The following is a 19601-nucleotide window of genomic DNA, read 5'->3' as shown; positions in this document are numbered from 1 at the left end:
ATAATTGCGTAATTAACCAATATTTCATGTGGTATAGGGCGAATTCGGCATCTCAGTCCTTGACTAAAAGTCACTCACTGTAGTCAGCGCCGCACATTCGCGCGTTCCCTGGCCGGATCCGGCCAATTTTTTCGGAATCTCCGCGTCAGTGCTTGAAGACCGCCAGGAGACGGTCGGCGGCGAGGGAGGGCGTCAGGAGCCCGGCCTGCACGTCTTGCTCGACCTCGGCCGTGATGGCGGCGACCTCGGGGTGCGCGCGGAGCCTGGACAGCAGGCGCTCGGTCACGAGGGACCAGGTCCAGGCGACCTGCTGGTGCCGGCGACGGGCGGCGAGCTCGCCGGAGGCGGCCATGGCGTCCTGGTGCCGGACGAGCTGCCGCCAGAGCTCCTCCAGGCCGGTGCCCTCACGCCCGCTGCAGGTCAGCACCGGCACCGCCCGCTCGGAGCGGAGCAGCCGCAGTGCCCCCGCCAGCTCCCTGGCCGCCTTCCTGGCGTCCAGCTCGTGCGGGCCGTCGGCCTTGTTGACCGCGATCACGTCGGCCAGCTCCAGCACGCCCTTCTTGATGCCCTGGAGCTGGTCGCCGGTCCTGGCCAGGGCGAGCAGCAGGAAGGTGTCCACCATGTCGGCGACGGCGGTCTCCGACTGGCCGACGCCGACGGTCTCCACGAGCACGATGTCGTATCCCGCCGCCTCCAGCACGACCATGGCCTCGCGGGTCGCCTTGGTGACCCCGCCCAGGGTGCCCGAGGTGGGCGAGGGCCGGATGAAGGCCGCCGGGTCGGCCGCCAGGCGGGACATCCTGGTCTTGTCGCCGAGGATGCTGCCCCCCGTCCTGGTGGACGACGGGTCGACGGCGAGCACCGCCACCCGGTGGCCCTGCCCGGTCAGGTGCACGCCGAGGGCGTCGATGAGGGTGGACTTGCCGACGCCCGGCACGCCGGTGATGCCGATCCGGCGCGCCTTCCCCGCCAGCGGGGCCAGCTCGACCAGCAGCCGCTGGGCCAGGTCCCGGTGGTCGGCCCTGGAGGACTCCACCAGCGTGATCGCCCGTGCGATCCACGCCCGGGAGCCCTCCTTCACCCCCTGGAGATAGTCGTCAAGCGTCCGCGTCATGGCCCAGCCGGGTGAGCAGGTCCGCGAGCAGGCCGCGGGCGGCGTCGGCGATCACGGTGCCGGGCGGGAAGATCGCGGAGGCCCCGGCGGCGCGCAGCTCCTCGAAGTCGCCCGGCGGGATGACGCCGCCGACCACGATCATGACGTCGCCGGCGCCCAGCCCCGCGAGGGCCTCGCGGAGGGCCGGGACCAGCGTCAGGTGCCCCGCCGCCAGCGAGGAGACCCCCACCACGTGCACGTCGGCCTCGACCGCCTGGCGGGCGACCTCCTCGGGCGTCTGGAACAGCGGGCCGACGTCGACGTCGAAGCCGAGGTCGGCGAAGGCGGTGGCGATCACCTTCTGCCCCCGGTCGTGGCCGTCCTGGCCCATCTTGGCCACCAGGATCCGCGGGCGGCGCCCCTCCAGCCGTTCGAACTCGGCGCACGCCGTACGGACCTCGTCCACGCCCGACCCCACCTCCTCGCGGTACACCCCGGAGATCGTACGGACCTGACCGGCGTGCCGCCCGAACACCCGCTCCAGCGCGTCGGAGATCTCCCCGACCGTGGCCTTGGCGCGGGCGGCCTCGATGGACAGCGCCAGCAGGTTGCCGTCGCCCGCCGCGCCCTTGGTCAGCGCGTCCAGCGCCTGGGCCACCTGGCCGGCGTCGCGCTCCTCTCTCAGGCGGCGGAGCTTGTCGAGCTGCCGGTCCCGGACGGAGGTGTTGTCGACCTTGAGCACGTCGATGGCCTCGTCGGCGTCGGGCCGGTACTTGTTGACGCCGATGACCGGCTGGCGCCCGGAGTCGATGCGCGCCTGGGTGCGGGCGGCGGCCTCCTCGATGCGGAGCTTCGGCAGACCCAGGCCGATCGCCTTGGCCATGCCCCCGGCGGCCTCGACCTCCTCGATGTGCCCCCAGGCCCTGCGGGCCAGCTCGTGGGTGAGCCGCTCGACGTAGTAGGACCCGCCCCAGGGGTCGATCACCCGGCAGGTGCCGGACTCCTGCTGGAGCAGGAGCTGGGTGTTGCGGGCGATCCGCGCGGAGAAGTCGGTGGGCAGGGCCAGGGCCTCGTCGAGGGCGTTGGTGTGCAGCGACTGGGTGTGGCCCTGCGTGGCCGCCATCGCCTCGACGCAGGTGCGCACGACGTTGTTGAACACGTCCTGGGCGGTGAGCGACCAGCCGGAGGTCTGCGAGTGGGTCCGCAGCGACAGCGACTTGGGGTTCTTCGCCCCGAAGCCGGACACCAGGCGCGCCCAGAGCAGCCGGGCGGCCCGCAGCTTGGCGACCTCCATGAAGAAGTTCATGCCGATGCACCAGAAGAACGACAGGCGCGGCGCGAACCTGTCGATGTCGAGCCCCGCCTCGACGCCCGCCCGCAGGTACTCCACCCCGTCGGCGAGGGTGTAGGCCAGCTCCAGGTCACAGGTGGCCCCGGCCTCCTGGATGTGGTAGCCGGAGATCGAGATCGAGTTGAACTTCGGCATCTTCTCGCTGGTGTAGGAGAAGATGTCCGAGATGATGCGCATCGACGGGTCAGGCGGGTAGATGTAGGTGTTGCGGACCATGAACTCCTTGAGGATGTCGTTCTGGATGGTCCCCGCGAGCTGCTCGGGCGCCACCCCCTGCTCCTCGGCCGCCACGATGTAGAGCGCGAGCACCGGGAGCACCGCGCCGTTCATGGTCATCGACACGCTCATCCGGTCGAGGGGGATCCCGTCGAAGAGCTGCCGCATGTCGTAGATGGAGTCGATCGCCACCCCGGCCATGCCGACGTCGCCGGCCACGCGCGGGTGGTCGGAGTCGTAGCCGCGGTGGGTGGCCAGGTCGAAGGCGACCGACAGGCCCTTCTGCCCGGCCGCCAGGTTGCGCCGGTAGAAGGCGTTGGACTCCTCGGCGGTGGAGAAGCCGGCGTACTGCCGGATGGTCCACGGCTGGTTGACGTACATGGTCGGGTACGGCCCGCGCAGGTACGGCGCGGCACCCGGATAGGTCTCCAGGAAGTCCAGCCCGGCCAGATCGGCGGCCGTGTAGAGCGGCTTGACCCCGATCCCCTCGGGCGTCTCCCACACCAGGTCCTCGGGCCCCCCGCCGGTGGCCTCCCGTACGGCCCGCTCCCATCCGGCCGGGTCCGGCGTCACGGGCTCACCCTTCAGCCCGATTCCGGAGAAGTCGGGAATCATCGAGCCACCCCCAGGTCGTCGAAGGTCGTGCGGAGCACACCGAGTGCGTCGCACCCGGCATAGAGGTTGGCGTCCACGCCTGCGAACTCTCCCTTCCCGGCCAGCCAGACCTTCCTCGCCCCCGCCTGTCTCAACGCGGCGGCCACGGCCTCGGCGTGCTCGCCGTACAGCCTGTCGCTGGAGCACAGGCACGCGACCTCCGCGCCGCTGGCGGCGAACGCGGCGGCGATCCGGCCGGGGTCCACGCCCGGCGCGGCGGCCACGGCGGCGGGGTCCGCGCCGGGGCCGGAGGGCGCGGCGGTCACAGTGGCGATGCCGCCGGACTGGAACAGGTTCGCCGCGAACGACGCCCTGGCGGTGTGCGCGGACACCGGGCCGATGGTCGCCAGGAACACCTTCGGCCTGCTCTCCTGGGCGTCGGCCAGGTCGCGGAGCGCCTCGAACTCCTGGGCGTAGCGGACCCCGCCGGCCCGGCCGGGCCTGGCCTGGCGGACGGGGACCCTCTCGGCGAGGTCGGGGAACTCGCTCACCCCGGTGATCGGGTCGCGGCGGTGGGCGATGTTCTCCGAGCGCCGCTTCCAGGTCGCGGCGAGCCGCCCGGCGACGAGCCCCGACTCCAGGGCCGCGGCCATGCCGCCGGCGCGCTCGATCTCCTGGAACCACTCCCAGGCCTTCCCGGCCAGCTCCTCGGTGAGGCGCTCGACGTACCAGGAGCCGCCGGCCGGGTCGATCACCCGGGCCACCCCGGCCTCCTCGACGAGCAGCGCGTGGGTGTTGCGCGCGATGCGGCGGGCGAAGGCGTCCGGCAGGCCGAGCCGGGCGTCGAACGGCTGCACGGTCACCGCGTCGGCCCCGCCGGTCCCGGCGGCGAAGCAGGCGAGCGTGGTGCGGAGCATGTTCACCCACGGGTCGCGGGCGGTCATCATGGCCGAGCCGGTCACCGCGTGCTGCCGCTGTCCCGCCCCGCGTCCGGACGTCCCCGCCCCGCACACCTCGGCGACGCGCGCCCAGAGCCGGCGCGCGGCGCGGAGCTTGGCGATGGTGAGGAACTGGTCGGCGGTGGCGGCGTAGCGGAACTCCAGCTGCCCGAACGCCTCATCGACACCGAGACCGGCGCCGGTCAGGATCCGCAGGGCCGCGACCCCCGCCGCGACGGAGCAGCCGAGCTCCTCGGCGTCGCTGCCGCCCGCGTCGTGGTAGGGCGTACCGTCCACGACGACCGCCCGCAGGCCCGGGAGGTCGGCGACGCAGCGCCGGGCCAGGTCGATCGCGGTCCGCGGGTCGCGGAGCGGGTCGGCGCCCAGGTTGCCGGCGAGCTCTCCCGGCCCCCTCTCCCCTGCCGGGCCGCCCCCGCCGCGGCCGTCCGCAGGCCCGGCGGATCCGGCGGAGGCGCTCTCCCCCGGCCCGCGGAGCCGGCCGGCGGCGGCCCTCTTGCCCTCGGCCACCGCGAACAGCGCCTCGGCCGCCTCGCGGGTCCGCTCCCCCGCGTCCAGGGTGATCGAGATCAGCTCCAGGTGGACCCGGTCCAGCACGCGGGGCAGGTCCTCGGGCTCCAGGGCGAGCCAGAGCGAGGTGACACCGTTCTCCAGGTCGGCGAGGACCGCCTCGGGATCGGCCACCTCGTGCCTCTGCCGCACCTCCCAGCTTCCGCCCTCCGGCCGGGCGCCGCGGACGTAGGGGGCCGACCCCGGCAGGCCGGGATCGTCCGGGAGATCGGACGCGTCGTAGAGCGGCGCGATGGTCACGCCGTCATAGGTGAGGGAGGCCAGCGCCTCCTCGGGAGAGCCGGCCTCGACTCCGGACTTTCGCAGGACCCCGAGCGCCAGCTCGCGCCACCGTTCCCGCGTGGTCGGCGGGAAATCGGCGGCCGATCGGAGTTCCTCAGGCGGCACCGTCATGCACCGGATAGTAAGCGCCGCCGCCGGCGAACATTCTTCCGGGGTCCGGTCGGGCACTCCGCCGGCGGCTCACGTGACGGGCTCCTCCCAGGTCGCCTGCCAGGTGGCGCGGTTGACGGCGCCGGTGGCCGACAGCCCCTTCTCGCGCTGGAAGGCACGGCAGGCGTCCCGGGAGGCCTCGCCGTACAGGCCGTCGACGTCGAGGTCCCAACCGCGCCTGCGCATCTGCCGCTGCCAGGTGCGGACGTCCTCGCCGACCATGACCGGCGGGTATTTGAGGACGCGGCCGGGGAAGGAGGGGTGCGGCTCGGGCGGCTCGGTGGGACCGCCGCCGGGCCGGGGCGCGCCCCGCCTCACCCAGGCGTACAGCGGACCGCCGGGACAGTCGGTGGAGTAGCCGTCCCGGTGCCCCTTGATCTCGTCGCCCGCGCCGCCCTTGTCACGGAGGTATTCGACGGCGTCGAGGATGCCGTGCAGGACGTCGTCGGTCGGCTGGGTGAACCCGGTCGAGCCGACCAGGCCGAGCACCGCGTAGTGGCCGCTGTTGAGCCCGGAGCCGTTCGCCGCGGGGAGGTGGTTCGGCCCGCGGCCCTCGAACACCTTCCGGTGCGGGCAGACCAGCACCGAGTAACCGACGTCGATCCAGCCGTTGCCGTCCATGTGGTGGTTCTGGATGGACCTCACCAGGGCCACGCACCTGGCGTGGTCGCCGACGATGTCCGGACTGACATGGCCGCCGGTGTAGTGGACCTTGACGCCCCGGGTGGAACCGAGCCGGCCGTAGGCACCGCGCGGCTGACGAGCCCCCCACTCGCGACGGGTAACGAGATCAATGGCCACGGGACTTCTCCACGGTTCGAGTGACTAGGGCCTACCGGAGCGTAACGGGTGACACATCGCACTATGCCGGGTTTTGCCAACTGATCTACCAGCAGATCGTCATGGAACAGGGCTCCGGGTATGGTTCCAGCGGGCAAACAGCCATCCTCTTACCTCGGAGGAGGCGCCTAAACACCCGGCTCCGGCGGAGCACCCGTATGCCGCGAGGCATGTCCATGCCAGGCGGGCATGGATAGCCTTGCCCCCATGGTCGCGACCCCCCTCACCCCCGACGACCCGGTCCAGCTCGGCCCGTTCCGGCTGGCAGGAAGGCTCGGGGAGGGCGGTCAGGGCGTCGTCTACCTCGCGTACGCGCCCGACGGCGAGCCGGTCGCGGTCAAGTCGCTGTTCCGCGGCGACCCGGAGACGCGGATGCGGCTGTCGCGCGAGCTCGCGGCCCTGGAGAGCGTCGCGCCCTTCTGCACGGCGCGCGTGCTGGCCGCCTCGGTGGACGGGCCCCGGCCCTACGTGGTGAGCGAGTATGTGGACGGGCCCTCGCTGGAGCAGCGGATCCGCGAGCGCGGGCCGCTGCGGGGCGGGGAGCTGGAGCGCCTGGTGGTCGGCACGGCCACCGCCCTGGCGGCGATCCACGCGGCCGGTGTCGTGCACCGCGATTTCAAACCCGCCAACGTCCTGCTCGGCCCGGACGGTCCCCGCGTGGTCGACTTCGGCATCGCCAGGGCGGACAGCGCCGCCACGACGACCTCCGGCCTGATCGGCACCCCCGCCTACCTGGCCCCCGAGCAGATCGCCGGCTCCCCCGCCTCGGCCGCCTCCGACGTGTTCGCCTGGGCGGCCACCATGCTGTGCGCGGCGAGCGGCCGGTCGCCGTTCGGGGCCGACACCCTGCCCGCCGTGCTGAACCGCATCCTGCACCACCGGCCGGACCTGTCGGCCCTGCCCGCCGGTCTCACCGGACTGATCGCCTCCTGCCTGGACAAGGATCCCGCCGGCCGGCCGGCGGCCCGCGACCTGATGATCCGCCTGGTGGACCCGGGCGCCCGCGGGCGGCCTTCCACCGAGGACCTGGCCAGGGCCGGCAGCCTGATCGCCGCCGACGCCGGCGTGACGGATCCCGGGCGGCCCGCCCTGGCCACGCGGGCCTCCGGACGGCGCCGCCGCGGGATCGCCGCCGGCGTGCTCCTCGCGGCGGTGTCGCTCGTGATCGCCGCCGGAGTCGCCGGCCGGTTCGTCCTCGGCGACCGCCCGGACACGACCGACCGGAACACGGCCACGCGGAGCCCCGCTCCCCCGTCCTCGCCCGCCCCGGCCACGGGCTCCCCGAGCGCCACCGCCGCACCGGAACCGGGCGAGGCGAGCACCTCCCGCCCGCCCGCCGCCGGGGACGGGCGAAAGGTGCCCGTCTCCTTCGCGGGCAGGTGGGCCGGGGACGGCATCACCTCCACCAACCCGTTCTCCCCCGGCGAGAAGAGGATCGAGGTCGAGCTGAAGGCGGGCGACGACGGCGCGACCTGGGCTGAGCCGGTCAACGGCTGCAAAGGACGGATCTCCCTGACCGGGGTCTCGGCCGGCAAGCTGACCTTCGCCCTCGGCGCCGGCACCGGCTGCGTCGCCGGCACCGTCTGGCTGGAGAGGAAGGGCGACACCCTCACCTACACCTGGAGGGACGTTCCGGGCCCCGGCCTGGTGACGGAGACCGGCGCCCTCACCAGGCGCTGACCCGGACCCCGGGACGGCCGGCGCGGACCGGCCCGGACCCCGGACCCCGGACGGCCGGCACGGACCCCGGACGGCCGGCACGGACCCCGGACGGCCGGCACGGACCCCGGACGGCCGGCACGGATCGATCCGGACCCCGGACGGCCGACGCGGAGAGGGGACCTGTCAGGCGAGAACGCCGTCGCGGGCGACGATCCGGCCGGACTTGACGACCAGGGACCGGCGCGGGCGCACGCACACGGCCTCGGCCGCGTTGCGGGCGTCGACCACCACCAGGTCGGCGTGGTCGCCGACGGACAGGCCGTAGTCCCGGAGGCCGAGGGCGCGGGCTCCGCCGTAGGTCGCGGCGTCCAGGGCCAGCTCGATGTCCTCGTCGCGCGACCCGGTGCCCTTGGCCTGGAACAGGGCGCGCTCCAGCATGTCCCCGGTGCCGAACGGGCTCCACAGGTCGCGGACGCCGTCGTTGCCCAGCGTCACGGGGACCCCGGCCTCGCCGAGCAGGCGGAGCGGCAGCAGGCCCCGGTTCGGGGCGACCGAGGCGAGGGCGATCCGGGCCTCGGCCAGGCCGGAGATCAGCCTGTCCCGGGTGGCGGGGTCGGCGTCGGCGAGCGCGAAGGCGTGGCTGACGGTGACCTTGCCGCCCAGCCCGAGGACCTTGGTCCGCTCGATGATGAGCTCGAACTGCCAGGCGCCGAGCGTGCCGCCGTCGTGCAGGTGGATGTCCACGCCCGCGCCGTACCGCTCCGCCAGGGCGAACACCGCGTCCAGGTGCCTGACCGCGTCCCGGTCCACCCCCGCGGGGTCGAGCCCGCCGATCGACTCGACCCCGGCCTTGAGCGCCTCCTCCAGCAGCGCCTCGGTGCCGGGGCTGATCAGCATGCCGGCCTGCGGGAAGGCGACGAGCTCGGCGGAGATCCGGCCGTCGTGCCGCTCGACGGCCTCGCGGACCGCCTCGACCGAGCCCAGGCCCACCAGCGGGTCGACGTCCACGTGCGACCGGACGTGCGTGGTGCCGCAGACGATCATGTTCTCCAGCAGCGCGGTCACGAAGTCGGCGTTGGGGACGCCGAACTCCGGCCGCCGCTCCTGGCCGTTGCGGATCTTGCTCATCAGGCCGGGAGCCGCGTCGTGCGGCACCCAAGGGCCGCCCCACAGCGTCTTGTCCAGGTGGGCGTGGCCGTCGACGAGGCCGGGGAGCACGAGCCGGCCGCCCAGGTCCTCCGCGCCGTCCCCGACGCCGTCCTGACCGGCCCGCCGGATCTCGGCGATCCGGCCGTCCCTGATCAGCAGGTCGGCGGCGCCCTCGTGGCCCCAGATCCGGGCGTCGCGCAGCAGCAGCTCGGTCAACGTCTTCCCTTTCCGTCCGCGGTGACACCGCTCCACGGTGACGCCGCCGAGGTTAGTGGTATACCGCTAACCGGGCAAGTTAGGCTGACCCCTGATGAGAGGGGTGGAAGGTGAGCGCGTTGCGCGACCGGGTCTACGAGACGCTCAAGCGGCGCATCGTCGAAGTGGAGCTGCGGCCGGGCGAGCGGCTGGTGGAGCGCGACCTCGCCGCCGAGCTCGACGTCTCCCGCATCCCGCTCCGCGAGGCGCTGCGCCTGCTGTCCGCCGAGGGCCTGGTGGTGATCGTGCCCAACCGGGGCGCGCTGGTCAGCCCGTTCACCCCGGCCGACGTGCGCGACCTGTTCGACGTGCGCGAGAGCCTGGAGGTGCTCGCCGCGCGGCTGGCCGCCGAGCGGGCCGGCGCCGACGGCCTGGCGCGGCTGCACGCCTGCCTCGAACGCGCCCGCGCCGCCGTACGGCGGGACGACCGGCGGGAGACCGTGGCGGCCAACGCCGAGTTCCACTCCGAGATCGTGCGGGTCTCCGGCAACGCGCTGCTCGGCACGCTGATGCAGCCGCTCGACGCCCGGCTCAGGCGGCTGTTCCGGCTCACCTCCGACCGTGACCCCGCCCGGCAGTGCGCCGAGCACGAGGAGCTCTACGCGGCGATCGCCGGCGGCGACGCCGACCGGGCCGCCGCCTGCGCGTTCCGCCACGTCGCCGACGGCCGCGAGCCGACCCTGGCGCTGGCCGAACGCTGGACCGCCGACATCGACCCGGTCAAGGTGACCCACACCCGCCGCCGCAGGACCGTGACCCAGAAGCCGCCGGCGGTCCGCGGCCCCGCGCCCCGGCCCTGAAACCCGCCCGCCCCCCCGCGGGACCTCCCGGCCGCCCATCGGCCCGGCCCCCGCTAAAACCCGTCGACCTCCATGGCCGCGGAAGGGATCATTGCCGTCATGTCCGTGCTGAAAAACGTCCCTTTCGCGCCGGAGCCACGGCTGGCGGAACTGCCGATGAAACTCTGGCTCGACGACGGCGACTCGGCGATGGACGTGATCGACGCGCTCGCGCTGTCGCCGTTCGCGACGGGCGCGCAGCCGTGGTCACGCACCACGGAGCTGGAACGGGTCCGCCCCGACGCCCCGCTGGCGCCCGCCGCCGGGACGCTGGTCCGGGCGGCGCGGGAGGACGACGGCCGGGAGTCGCGGCTGATCTGCGGGGAGGGCTGGACGCTGCGCGTGGTCCGCTACCGCAACCGCGCCGCCACGGTCAGCGTGACCGCGGTCGACGACGAGCTGGCCCGCTCGGTGATCGAGGAGACCGTCAAGGACGCGGTGGAAGCCGCTCCGGACAGCGACCACGTGGAGATGGGCTTCTGGTGGCAGAGCACCGACGGCGTCCGCCGCTCCGCCAAGCCCGTCACCGCCTCCCCCTGGGAGGAGGTCGGCGGTAACTACGCCCGCTCCCTGCACGGCCCGCTGTCACGCCTGATGTCCGTCACCCCGGCCGACGCGCACGGCCGCCTGATCCTCCTGCACGGCCCGCCCGGCACCGGCAAGACCACGCTGCTGCGCACGCTCGCCCGCGAGTGGCGGTCGTGGTGCCAGGTGGACTGCGTGCTCGATCCGGATCGCCTGTTCAACGCCCCGGGATACCTGATGGAGGTCGCGGTCGGCTCCGACTCCGACGAGGACGGCAAGAAGTGGCGGCTCCTCGTGCTGGAGGACTGCGACGAGCTGATCAGGTCCGGCGCCAAGGAGGCGGCGGGGCAGGGCCTGTCGCGGCTGCTCAACCTGACCGACGGCCTGCTCGGCCAGGGCCGTGACGTGCTGGTCGCCATCACCACCAACGAGGACCTGGCCCGTCTCCATCCGGCCGTGATCCGCCCCGGCCGCTGCCTGGCCCAGATCGAGGTGGGCGCCCTGCCCTACGAGGAGGCCACCCGGTGGCTCGGCCGCACGGAGGGCGTCCCCCCGTCGGGCGCCACCCTCGCCGAGCTCTTCGCCCTGCGCGACGGCGTGGCGGGCCACCCGGCCACCGCTCCGGAGACCACCGGCCTCTACCTGTGAGGAACGCCCGGCCGCGCCTGTCCGGCCGTACCCGTGAGGAAGGCCCGGCCGCCTGACGGCGCGCGGCCGGGCGTTCCTCACGGGTCCGTTCACGGTGAGGACGGGCCGCCGGGGAGCGCGCGGCCCTCTCGCGTTCGGGAGACCCAGGCCGGAGCGGGCGGATAGGGTCGCGCACAGGGTCTCGGGGGAGTTCCGTCACGTATCGCGAGGTCCCCCATTGGTGAAGGTATACGTCTCGTCCACGTTCCAGGACCTGGTCGAGTGCCGTGGCCGCGTCCGCACGACGCTGCGGCAGATGGGGCACACCGACGTCGCCATGGAGTACTACGTCGCCGAGGACGCCCGCCCCTTGGAGCGCTGCCTGCGGGACGTGGCCGACTGCGATCTCTACATCTGCGTCCTCGCCCTGCGGTACGGCCACATCCCGCAAGGACATGACCACTCCGTCACGGAGCTGGAGTTCCGCAGAGCCCAGGAGCTGGGCAAACCCATCCTGGCCTTCGTGCTCAAGGACGGGGCGAGCTGGGACACCGGACAGATCGAGTTCGCGGCCCATTCCCGGATCCAGCGGTTCCGCGGGGAGCTGACGGAGGGCTTCCTCGCAGGCGAGTTCACCGACGCGGGCGACCTCGGGGCCAAGGTCGCCACCGCCGTCCACGCCTGGGGGCGCGAGCAGGACTCCGTCCGTCCGGGGCATCTGGTCAACTGGGGTTCCTACCGCGTCTCGGCCACCGACCGGCACCGGCTGGTGCGACTGCAGGTCATCATGGGCGCTCGCCAGGATCGGCCGGTCGAGATCCCCCTGGCCGACGTGTTCGTGCCCCAGCCCTGCCGCAGCGGGCGTCCCGACTACGACGTCCCCGAGGAGAACGGCGTGCGGGCCGATCCCGTGGCCGAGGCCGCGGCCGGCTCCCTGCTGGCCGGCAGGTCGGACGGACCGGCGACCGGCATGATCGGCAGGGAGAGCCGCCAGGTGATCCTGGGCGGTCCCGGCAGCGGCAAGAGCACGCTCCTGCTGAGCACGATGCTGCGCCTGTGCGAGACCCCGGACTCACCGGTGCCGATCCTGGTCGAGCTGCGGCAGTACGCGCTGGATCCGTCACGGAGCCTGCTCGACTACATGGTCGACAGCGTGAACCGCGACCACCTGATGGGCCTCGACTCGGCCGGGCTGCGGGATCTCCTGGTCAACGGGGCGTCGGCGGTCCTCTTCGACGGCCTGGACGAGGTTCTCGGCCCGAACGACCGCGCGAAGGTCACCGGCGAGCTGAGGGCGTTCGCCTGGGCGTTCCCGAGGGCGTCCGTCGTCGTGACGTCGCGCCTGGCGGGCTACGACGCCGGCGAGCTGGAACAGGCGGGATTCTCGCACTACACGCTGCTGGACTTCGGCATGCCGGAGATCAGGTCTTTCGTCCCCAAGTGGTATGAGTTCTACACCCTGCAGGGCGACGAACGGGACGCCCACGGCCTGATCCGCCGGATCGCCGACAACCCGCGGCTGCGCGAGCTCGCCGGCAACCCCCTTCTGCTGACCATGATGGCGGTCATCTACAAGCACTCCGACCTGCCCGAACGCCGCTGGCAGCTGTACGGCAAGTGCACCGAGGTGCTGCTGGAGGACTGGGACGTCAAGCGCAAGAAGATCGGCCGCGAGGAGCTGCTGAGCTTCGTGATGACCGCCGAGCAGAAGGCGCAGCTCCTGCAGCGGGTGGCCATCGCCATGCTGAACGGAGCCCGGCCCGGCCGGGAGCTGAACGCCATCGCCCGCGGACCGCTGCTCGGCATCGTCTCCCGCTACCTGCAGGAGACCTACCGCCGCTCTCCGGGAGAAGCCCGCGGCATCGCCGCCGAGATCCTCGACCACCTGCGCGAGCGCACGTACGTGCTGGCCGAGATCGGCGAGAACATCTTCGGTTTCGTGCACCGCACCTTCATGGAGTTCTTCGCGGCCGGCCACGTCCTCGCCGAGTTCAACTCCCGGGAATCCGACTTCGCCTGGCTCACCGAGGAGATCTTCGGCCCCCACTGGCGCTCGGACGACTGGCGCGAGGTCCTGCTGCTCCTGGCCGCGATGCTCCGGGGACAGGGCTCCCCGGCACGCAAAGTGATCGAATACGTCGAGCACCGGAGCCCGCGGGCGGAGGCGCTCGCCTTCGCCGCCCGGCTGCTGGGCGAGGCGGGCGCGGAGCCGTGGGCGGCGGGACTGGTCGAGAAGGCGGTCCTCTCCGTGATCGCGATCTCCCGGCAGGGCAGGACCGCGAACCGCGACGCGCTCGTCGCCGAATACCTGTCGGCGCTGTTCCTGATAGGAGACGCCGTCCCGCTCTCCGAGGGCGCCGGGGAACAGGCCGAGGCGCTCGCGAACGCCGCCGACATCCGCACGCGGCTGACCGCCTTCCAGCTCGGGGTCGCGCTGCGCGGCCGGGCGGACCGGCTGGAGTTCACGCTCGCCTCCCTGTCGGGGGACGAGGCGACGAGCCGCGGGGCCGCCACCGTGCTGGAACGCGAGTGGCCGGGGAACGAGCGGGCCGGGTACGCCCTGCTCGAGGTCTTCGACTCCGAGCGCCACGCCCGGGTCCGCGGCGAGGCGCTCAGGGCACTGACCCGGGGTTGGACGCTGGACGGCGAGTTGCTGGACACCCTGTCCGCCCGGGCGGGCAGGGAGCGCAGGAACATCGCGGAGATCGCCGTCCCCTATCTCGGCGAGCGCTGGGCGGGCGACGAGCGGGCCCTGCGCCTCGCGATCCGATTCATCGCGCTGAGAGCCATCGGCCAGGACCATTCCTTCGACCGGCCGTATTTCGACAGAGCCCACGCCCTGGTCGCCGGGTCGTGCCGGGCGTCGTTCCTGCGGGACGTCGCCCACGCCGTTTCCACGGAGCATGAAGATCCCAGAACCCGGCTGATCGCGCGTCTCATACGGGTACGGGCCCGGGAAGGCCACCGGCGTCCGGCCCTGGTGACCGAGCTGTTCGACGAGGCCCTCACCCTGTTGCGTCCAGCCGTCGCGCTCCCCCTCGCCCTGTCCTCCATGACCGAAGAGGAGCAGGAGTACGAATGGCTGAGCGGCACGGCGCTGAGGACGTCCCGGCGGGAGGTGCACAGGGCGTGCTGTGCGGAGCTGGGCAGGTTCACGAGGCCGGAGTTCGACGGCCGCTACGCCGGCGACATGCGGAAGCGGCTCCTCCGGCAGCTCAAAACCCACGCCCACGCCCCCGATCTGCCGAGCGTGATCGGCCTGCTGCTGGCCACCGGGATGTCCGCCGAGGAGATGGAGCGGGAACTACGCGAGGGAGGCAGGGAATGCCGGCTCGCGGGACTGGCCCTCAGAACGTGGAAGCACGTACCGGCGGTGCCGCCCACCCTGATCGCCGACCTTCTGGACAGGGCCTCCCAGGGGCACGGGGCGGTCGACTTCTTCGTGGAACCCGTTTTCCGCCACGATCCTCCGGACGACGACACTCTCCGGCTCATGACCTCCTACGCCCGCCATGACGAGAGCTGGGAGGTACGCGCGTTCGCGCTGTCCCTTCTCGCCACGCGGGGCGCGCGCCCGGCCGATCTGACCGAGGACGTGGCCTCGGCCGTCACGCTCCAGGGCACCCGCAAGAAGCCGAGCTGGGCACGGCGCGTCCTCCAGACGGCCCGGGATCTCCATCGCCCGGAGGGCTGACCCCTCGCGGCGGCCGGAGGTGACAACAAAACCCGTGCGGCGCGCGTCCAACCGGACATGAAACGATCCAGCGGTGCCGGGCGGCTCACGGCCCTGTCGACGGTGATGGCGGGCGTGCTGATGGCGTCGGCCGCGTGCGGCTCCCCCGCGTCCTCCGAGCGGAGCGTCACAGCGGCGGCCGAGGGCACCCTCCCCCGCATCACGAGCGTGAACGCACGGCCGGCGGACGCGGACGCGAAGGTCACAGGCGTGGACGCGCAGCCGGCGAGCTCGAAGGCGGCGGACAGCGGCTCCTCCGGCGCGGGGACGGCGGTCGAGCGCTGCCGGACCGGAGCGCTCGCGGCGCGCGTCGGCGCGGTGGACGCGGGGGCGGGCCAGCGGTACGCGCCGCTGGTGGTCACCAACAGGTCCGCCAGGGCCTGCTGGGTGTACGGCTTCGTCGGCCTGATCATGATCGACCGCAACGGTGACGCCCTGCGCACCAGGACCCGCAGGGAGAGCGTCCAGCCGCGCCGGGTCACCCTGCGTCCGGGAGCCGGCGCCCACGCCAGGATCCACTGGACCGAGGTGCGGAGCGGGCGCGAGACCAGGTGCCCGACCTCCGCGCGGCTGATGATCATCCCACCGGACGAGGTCGCGCACCTGGAGATCCCCTTCACCGCCACGGTCTGCGACGACGGCCGTCTCGACATCACCCCGATGGCCCCGGGGACGCGTCTCTGAGATCGCGACCGGCCTTACCGGGGCGACTCGGATCAGGGCCGGCTGCGGCACTCACGGACGTCAGCAGTCCGTGCAGGCGGTGGCACCCGCGGGTGAAGGCGCTGGAGGGCCTGCGGCCCGCGAACGGGACGAGCTCGGGGATCTCCCCGCGCGCGCCGGCCCACCGGGCGACCGTGGCGCCCAGGATGACGAGATCGCTCACCCCGGCTCCCGGCCTCTGCCCCGCGCGTGGCAGCAGGTGCGGCAGCGCCGCGCGGATCACCGCCCAGACCTCCCGGTGAGCCCCCTGGCGGGCCGCCGCCTCCAGCCCGGCCGTCGCGTGCGGCAGTTTCGCCTCCGTCCGGGCGGTGAGCAGGGCGAGCTGCCTGCCGAGCGCGTCGGCGGGCAGGCCGCCCGCGGCCGCCATCCGCAGCAGGAGCCGCACCCCCTCGGACTGGTCCCGGTGGGCCAGGAAGAAGGCGAGCAGCAGCGCGATGGGTGCACCGGCCGGCCCCTCGCCGGCCGCGAGCATCTCGACATGGGCCGGGTGGACCTCCGGCCGGCTCCAGTGGTGGGGCAGGTGCGGGAGGTAGTGGGCGGCGACCGCGTCGCGGTGCGAGGGCAGGACGGCGGGCCACCAGTCCAGGTGGCCGCCGTGCTCGCCCCACGTCCCGGCCGGCACCCCGCCGAGCAGCTCGTCGATGTGGGTCAGGCCGGTCGGCTCGGCCCTCAGCCGCGGGACGATGCGCGTGTGGAAGGCGGCGCGCGGCTCCCGCTCCTCGAAGGAGTAGTCGTCCGTGTTCTCGGTGTATCGCCAGCTCACTCCCGTCTCGGGTGCGACCGGGCCGTCCTCCAGCCGGCGCGCCGCCCGGCGCCCGGCCTCGGAGGTGAGCCGCCCGGCCCGCGTGACGACCTCGGGCGGAACGGTTCCCGGCAGCCGGAGCAGCGCCTGCTGGAAGTCGGCGGGCAGCGGCTCGGCCCCGGCGGCCTCGACCGCCTCCAGCCGGCTCACGAACTCGGCCGGGTCGAGATGGCCGGTGGCGGCGGTCGGGGTGGCCAGCAGCAGCGGCGGGAGCGCGTCCGCCTTGAGCGCGGCGAGCACCTCGGCGTAGCGCCGCAGCAGGAACCGGTGCGGCCGGGAGACGGCGTGCTCCCCGGGCAGCCGGTCGGGCCGGGCCTGGTGGCCCGGACGGCGAGGCCCGGCCGGACCGGGGTCGGTACCCGGGTCGACCAGCTCTCCGGCCATCGCGGTGAACCAGTCCTGGGGGGCGTACCACTTCTCGCGGCCGTGGAGGCCGGAGGCGCGGCGGGCCATGCCGGAGAGCGCGACGCGCAGCGCCTCGCGGTCCGTGGCGGCGAACCGGACGAAGCCCGCCAGCCACCTCTCCCCCGACTGCCAGGTGTGGGCCCACCGCTCTCCGGCGAACCCGGCGACCGAGGCCGGCAGGCCGGGGAAGGGGCCCGGCGGCTCCGGCGCGGCGAGTTCCGGCGGGGTGAAGTCCTCGGGCTCCTCCTGCGGGGCGGCCTCTCCCCCGACCGCCGCGGCCAGCCGCCCGCCCAGGTCCGGCGGGAGTGCGGCGAGCGCCTCGCGCAGGGTCTCCGCGCCGAGCGGGCCGAGGTGGCGGGCGTGCTTGACGGCCACGCGCACGGCCCGTTCCTGTACGGCGTACGCCTGGTGGCCGAGCACCGACGCCAGGGCGGGGACGAGCTCGTCGGCCCGCTCCGGCGCCTGCCGTACGACCCGGTCCAGCCAGGCGAGCCCGGCCCGCACCAGCCCGGCCTCGGCGCGGAACAGCAGGCCCTCCAGCGCCTCGGTCACGTCGGCCGGGTCGAGGCGGTCCAGCCGGCGCAGGTGGGCCAGCGACAGCTCGGCCACCGGGCCGGGAGCCGTCGGCAGCAGCCGCAGGTAGTCGCGGGCGCGGGCCTCCACCTCGGTGTAGGCGGGTTCGAGCAGCTCGTGGAGCCGGGCGAAGAACCTCAGGTCCTGGGCGTCTCCCCCGCGCAGGAAGCGGCTGACGCAGCCGTCCAGCAGCGTCTCCCGCGACACCCGTCCCTCGCTGCCGAGCACGGCCAGCGCGCCGAGCCAGGAGGTCGCGCTGAGCGGGGAGCTCCGTTCCTCGCGCAGGGCCCGCCCGATGCCCTGGGCCTCGAAGATCCTGGGGAGCAGGGCGTCGAGGAGCGGGTCCTTGCGCAGCTTGGAGGCGCTCGGGGGCACCGCGACCCATGCGGCCACGAGCGGATCGTGCTGCGGCGGGGTCACGCCGGTCCGGCGGAGCAGGGTCAGGACCAGCGAGGTGCCCGGGGAGTCGGAGGTGCGGATGCGGAGCGCGAGCCGGGTGACCAGGTCGGCCTGCCACTGCGGCTCCCGTGCGGAGATCACCTCGATCAGCGCCTCGGTGTCGCCGGGCGCCTCCCATTCGAGGAGGGCCAGGTCACGGCGGTTCAGCCAGGTGGCCACGGCCGCCGCGCCGCCCAGCGAGCCCGCGCCCGCCACCCGCATCGGCTCGGCCCAGTCCCCGCGACGCGCCCAGAGGCCGGGCGCCGCCGTCTCCTGGCGCAGCAGCTTGAGGTGTCCGGGCAGCTCGCGGGCGACCTCCTGCCGTCCGGCGTCGTCGAGCCCGGTGAGGTGGGCCGCCAGCTTGTCGACGTCGCAGCCGTCGATGAGGTCGCGGACCTCGTCCCAAGCGGTCATCGGGAGGGCTCCTGCGCCGCAGGGTGCTGCGGGGCCGGCGAGGGCCGGCCGGAGACCTCCCGCAGGGCGATCCGGGCGGCGAGCACGTGCTTGCACGGGCCGCGCGAGCCGCGGTGGTCGTACCACCAGGGGCAGGTGCACGATCCGGCCTCCGCCTGGACGAGGCGGACGCCGCCGTCCGTGGTCACCTCGGCGGAGCCGGGACCGGTCAGCCGGACGGCGCCCCTGTCGACCAGCGCGCGGGCGGAGGCGAGCCGGGGGTTCAGCGCCGCGACGTGGTCGCGGTCGTAGGGCAGCTCGCGGTGGAAGTGGGCGGCCTCGGCGAGGTCGTAGCCGACCCGGCCGGCCGTGCCGAGCTGGGTGAGGGCGGCCCGGACCCGTTCCGGGGCGAGGCCGGCGCGCTCGGCGAGCAGGCCGAGCTCCAGGGTCGGTTCGAAGTCGAGCAGGACGCCGACCAGGTCGGCGTCGGCGGCCACCTCGTCCCCGGAGAGGTCGTCGAGGACCGCGCCCTCCCCGGAGAAGCCGCGCCAGGCCTGCGGGGACAGGGCCAGGGTGTAGCGCATGCCGGGCAGCTCCAGCTCCCACGCGCTGGAGCCGGCCCCGTCCGCCGGGCCGTACACGCGCAGAGCCTTGACGAACCTGAGCAGCGGCATCATCGTGGCCAGCCGCCCGACCCCGGCGAGGTGGACCCCGCCGGGCACCTGCCGGTCCGACACCCGCAGCTCCCTGCCGGACGGGACGGCCCACACCTCGGCGGCGGCCCTCCTGGGCAGGCCCCGCAGGAACCGTACGGCCTGCGGGCCGGGCAGCTCGGCACGGAGGTCGAACCCGGCGGCGATGACCTGGACCTCGGCGAAACCGCGCAGCCACCGGCCGGGCAGCGGCACCTTCTTCTCCACCACCGCGCCGTCGAGCGTGGTCACGGTGAGCTCGTCGGGCCCGACGCCCACGTGCAGCGGATCCCGGCCGCCGACCCTGGCCAGCGCCTCGCGCAGCGGGTTGTTCACGTCCACGTTGGTGGTGCCCCGGTCGAAGACCTCCCCGTCGAGGGCGGGGCCCAGCACGTCCAGCCGGGAGTAGACGCCGCCGCAGGCGGAGAACGACTCGAAGCGGAGCCGGTCGCCGCCGCAGGTCACCACCGGGTCGCGGGTGAATCCCGGCTGCGGCCGGTGGTAGCGCGCCAGCGCCACGTCGGCGACCGCCAGCAGCCCCGCCGCCGCGGGCGCGGCCTGGGTGAGCAGCCCGCTGAAGAACCGGGGGTGGTCGAGGAAACCGCTGGCTGTCCGGCCGCCAGAGGTCGACAGGCCCAGATGGCCCTCCGAGAGTCTGGAAGGTCCGGCGTAGGAGTACGCCTGCACCGCATTCGTCATGCGCCGGACAGTAGAGATCACTACCGACAAAACA

The 19601-nt window shown here is 73.9% G+C and carries 12 protein-coding genes; 5 read left to right on the top strand and 7 right to left on the bottom strand.

What is annotated here, in order from left to right; all coding sequences use genetic code 11:
* Positions 1-145: 145 nt before the first annotated feature.
* The 4 genes from meaB to SROS_RS15440 all read right to left on the bottom strand — a co-directional run bounded on the left by meaB (position 146) and on the right by SROS_RS15440 (position 6013).
* Positions 146-1114: a methylmalonyl Co-A mutase-associated GTPase MeaB gene (gene meaB / locus SROS_RS15455; RefSeq protein ID WP_012889879.1), complete on the bottom strand. Its 969-nt coding sequence runs from the start codon at positions 1112-1114 to the stop codon at positions 146-148.
* Positions 1098-3275 (bottom strand): methylmalonyl-CoA mutase, encoded by a 2178-nt coding sequence (scpA, locus tag SROS_RS15450; RefSeq protein WP_012889878.1) that lies wholly within the window; start codon positions 3273-3275, stop codon positions 1098-1100. The genes meaB and scpA overlap by 17 nt, the downstream gene beginning before the upstream one ends.
* On the bottom strand, positions 3272-5173 hold the full coding sequence (locus SROS_RS15445) for a methylmalonyl-CoA mutase family protein (protein ID WP_012889877.1): 1902 nt from the start codon (positions 5171-5173) through the stop codon (positions 3272-3274). The genes scpA and SROS_RS15445 overlap by 4 nt, the downstream gene beginning before the upstream one ends.
* Positions 5174-5242: 69 nt before the next feature.
* Positions 5243-6013 carry a peptidoglycan recognition protein family protein gene (locus tag SROS_RS15440; RefSeq protein ID WP_012889876.1) on the bottom strand — a complete coding sequence of 257 codons (771 nt, stop codon included), beginning with the start codon at positions 6011-6013 and terminating at the stop codon, positions 5243-5245.
* Positions 6014-6259: 246 nt separating this feature from the next.
* On the opposite strand from SROS_RS15440, the gene SROS_RS45990 reads away from it, so the two are divergent.
* Positions 6260-7732, top strand: coding sequence for a serine/threonine-protein kinase (locus tag SROS_RS45990; RefSeq protein WP_052316943.1), 1473 nt, complete (start codon positions 6260-6262; stop codon positions 7730-7732).
* Positions 7733-7897: 165 nt separating this feature from the next.
* Here the strand turns inward: SROS_RS45990 and SROS_RS15430 are convergent, their stop codons facing one another.
* The gene (locus SROS_RS15430; protein WP_012889874.1) at positions 7898-9079 is read right to left on the bottom strand and encodes an amidohydrolase; all 1182 of its coding nucleotides are present in this window, start codon (positions 9077-9079) and stop codon (positions 7898-7900) included.
* 110 nt (positions 9080-9189) lie between these two features.
* On the opposite strand from SROS_RS15430, the gene SROS_RS15425 reads away from it, so the two are divergent.
* From SROS_RS15425 to SROS_RS15410, 4 genes are all read left to right on the top strand, one after another.
* Positions 9190-9918 (top strand): GntR family transcriptional regulator, encoded by a 729-nt coding sequence (locus SROS_RS15425; RefSeq protein WP_012889873.1) that lies wholly within the window; start codon positions 9190-9192, stop codon positions 9916-9918.
* Between the two features lie 99 nt (positions 9919-10017).
* Positions 10018-11130: a DUF5925 domain-containing protein gene (locus SROS_RS15420; protein ID WP_043652082.1), complete on the top strand. Its 1113-nt coding sequence runs from the start codon at positions 10018-10020 to the stop codon at positions 11128-11130.
* Between the two features lie 220 nt (positions 11131-11350).
* Positions 11351-14803, top strand: coding sequence for a DUF4062 domain-containing protein (locus SROS_RS15415; protein WP_012889871.1), 3453 nt, complete (start codon positions 11351-11353; stop codon positions 14801-14803).
* 57 nt (positions 14804-14860) lie between these two features.
* Entirely contained in the window at positions 14861-15526 is a 666-nt protein-coding gene (locus SROS_RS15410) for a DUF4232 domain-containing protein (protein WP_012889870.1), read from the top strand.
* On the opposite strand, the gene SROS_RS15405 is transcribed toward SROS_RS15410, so the two are convergent.
* Positions 15495-18197 carry a DUF6493 family protein gene (locus SROS_RS15405; RefSeq protein WP_012889869.1) on the bottom strand — a complete coding sequence of 901 codons (2703 nt, stop codon included), beginning with the start codon at positions 18195-18197 and terminating at the stop codon, positions 15495-15497. The genes SROS_RS15410 and SROS_RS15405 overlap by 32 nt on opposite strands.
* Entirely contained in the window at positions 18194-19567 is a 1374-nt protein-coding gene (locus tag SROS_RS15400; RefSeq protein WP_012889868.1) for an SWIM zinc finger family protein, read from the bottom strand. Before SROS_RS15400 ends, SROS_RS15405 begins: the two co-directional genes overlap by 4 nt.
* Between the last annotated feature and the right edge of the window lie 34 nt (positions 19568-19601).

Source organism: Streptosporangium roseum DSM 43021, assembly GCF_000024865.1.
Classification (GTDB): Bacteria; Actinomycetota; Actinomycetes; order Streptosporangiales; family Streptosporangiaceae; genus Streptosporangium; species Streptosporangium roseum.
The sequence above is the reverse complement of the archived record's forward strand: the minus strand, read 5'-3'. Positions and strand labels throughout refer to the sequence as shown.

What these genes read in the sequence shown, in the direction of transcription:
- SROS_RS15410 (WP_012889870.1), top strand. Translation starts at nt 14,861, where the DNA reads ATGAAACGATCCAGCGGTGCCGGGCGGCTCACGGCCCTGTCGACGGTG.
- SROS_RS15400 (WP_012889868.1), bottom strand. Translation starts at nt 19,567, where the DNA reads ATGACGAATGCGGTGCAGGCGTACTCCTACGCCGGACCTTCCAGACTC.
- scpA (WP_012889878.1), bottom strand. Translation starts at nt 3,275, where the DNA reads ATGATTCCCGACTTCTCCGGAATCGGGCTGAAGGGTGAGCCCGTGACG.
- SROS_RS15445 (WP_012889877.1), bottom strand. Translation starts at nt 5,173, where the DNA reads ATGACGGTGCCGCCTGAGGAACTCCGATCGGCCGCCGATTTCCCGCCG.
- meaB (WP_012889879.1), bottom strand. Translation starts at nt 1,114, where the DNA reads ATGACGCGGACGCTTGACGACTATCTCCAGGGGGTGAAGGAGGGCTCC.
- SROS_RS45990 (WP_052316943.1), top strand. Translation starts at nt 6,260, where the DNA reads ATGGTCGCGACCCCCCTCACCCCCGACGACCCGGTCCAGCTCGGCCCG.
- SROS_RS15405 (WP_012889869.1), bottom strand. Translation starts at nt 18,197, where the DNA reads ATGACCGCTTGGGACGAGGTCCGCGACCTCATCGACGGCTGCGACGTC.
- SROS_RS15420 (WP_043652082.1), top strand. Translation starts at nt 10,018, where the DNA reads ATGTCCGTGCTGAAAAACGTCCCTTTCGCGCCGGAGCCACGGCTGGCG.